The organism is Luteibacter sp. P4_E6, assembly GCF_056401535.1.
In genome coordinates, this window is record NZ_JBFUJE010000655.1 from 1 (window position 1) to 1,972 (window position 1,972).

2 protein-coding genes are annotated in these 1,972 nt (G+C 63.7%); one reads left to right on the forward strand and one right to left on the reverse strand.

What is annotated here, in order from left to right:
- On the reverse strand, positions 1-1,101 hold a 1,101-nt coding region (locus AC1DT2_RS22010; protein WP_477298739.1), incomplete at its 3' end, for a porin.
- Between the two features lie 305 nt (positions 1,102-1,406).
- Between AC1DT2_RS22010 and AC1DT2_RS22015 the strand changes: the two genes are divergently transcribed.
- The coding region (locus AC1DT2_RS22015; protein WP_477298740.1) for a TonB-dependent receptor plug domain-containing protein at positions 1,407-1,972 on the forward strand (566 nt) is incomplete at its 3' end.

Genomic DNA, 1,972 nt, shown 5'->3' on the forward strand with positions numbered 1-1,972 from the left:
ATCGAGCTCCGGGCCCTGCCCAACCGTCCACTCCGCCTGGAAGCCGAACGGTTGCGGGTAATACACCACGTGCGCCGCAACGCGACGGTCCGTCGAGCCGGCGACAGGCGCGTCGACGACCGGGGTAAACGTCCGGCCATCGATGGTTGCCGAACCGGTCGCGACCTTGTAGCGGCCTGAATAGGCGTCCGCACCCACTTCGAGGTACTGCCCGTTGGCAAACTTGAACGGATAGGAGAAGTGGATCACCGAGTGCAGCTGATCGTTGCGATCCGGACGATTCGCGCCCTGCCCGTTGTACACACCGACGCCGAACACGCCGTAGTCGCCGGAACCTTTCAGGCCCGACTTGACCAGATAGGCATAGCGCTCCTTGATCTCCTTCGGTGTCCAGTAGAGGAACATGCCCAGATCGCGTTCGTCGCGCACCGCGGAATTGAGCGCGTCGGCGCGATCGAGCGCGAGACGGTTCTGGCTCGACTGCAGATCTTCCCAGCCGAAGGGAATCTTCGACTGGCCGGCACGGATGCGATAGGTCTTGTCCTTGTCCAGCCAGAGGTCCGCATAGGCGTCGCGCAACTGCACGAAGTGACCTGTCGACGACCCCGTAGGCGTGCTGGCAAAGTCCGGCTGGATGTAGATCGACATCTTGTCGGTCACGTCGCCACTGATGACCACGCGGGCGCGGCGAATGCCAAAGCCCTGCTCGCGGCCGATGTAGCGATCGCCCGGGGACTTGAGGTCCTTCGCGTCGCCGCCGACCTCCTGGTTGTAACGCATCTGCAGGTAGCCCCGGATGCCTATCTTGTCGTACCAGGCCTTGGCAGCCGGTGTTGTCGGCGGAGTCGCCGCGGCCATTTGCGCCGACGCGCTCGCAGAAGCCGTCGCCGTGTTCGTCGCCGCTGCCGCGACCGCCACCGGCGCCGGGCTATCGGTCACCTGCGCGAACTTGCCCAGACGCTGGCGGCCCGGACCCGGCTCCGCAAATAGCTGCCGGGTGGTCGTATCGACGTAGAGCTCGATAGCTTCTTGCGGTGCGCCCTCGGCGGCCGCGGTACCGCACATTGTCCAGAAGGCGGCGGCCAGGGGAAATCTCTTCATGGGGCTTGGCTCCGAAAATACTCATGGAAAGTGTTGAGAAAAACCTCAAACGTCTGCGATAGTGACGCTTACGCACGCTAAACGTCGCTAACGCATTCGATAGGCGGGCACGTTATCGGCCACCCATTGCACTTCCATGACAGTCGCAAACCTCACCCATCCACGCAGGTTTCTGCGCTGCAACACTTTCGTCATGCCCACGTAACAAGGGATAATTCGCAAAGACGCGCCCTCGCCAGGGGACCGGCTCGACCGCAGTTGGCGAGGCACTCTCCCACCCCAGGACCTCCCAGGCGGAACAAACCATGTCTCTCGTTAGCTCGCGCCGTACGCCGCGACGTCTCGTCATTGCCCTGTCCATCGCCACGGCGCTCACCGCTGGCATGGCCAACGCACAGGACGCCGCGCCCACCGCTCCGAAGGCCAAGACGGCCACGCTGGAGACCGTCACCGTCACCGCTGAAAAGCGCACGGAAGACTTGCAGAAGGTGCCTATCTCGATGACCGTGATCACGGCCGAGAAGCTGGAAGCCTTCGGGCAGGCTGGCGACGGCGTGCTCCAGCTCGCCGCGCGCGCGCCCAGCGTGTATGCCGAGACGTCGTACGGTCGCGAGTTCCCGCGCTTCTACATCCGCGGCCTGGGCAACAGCGACTTCGATCTCAACGCGTCGCAGCCGGTATCGATGGTTTACGACGATATCGTCCAGGAAAACCCGATCCTCAAGGGCTTCCCGCTCTTCGATCTGGAGCAGGTGGAAGTGCTGCGCGGCCCGCAGGGCACCCTGTTCGGTCGCAACTCGCCCGCGGGCGTGATCAAGTTCGAATCGCGCAAGCCGACCCAGGAAACCGAGGGTTACGCGCGCCTTTCCTA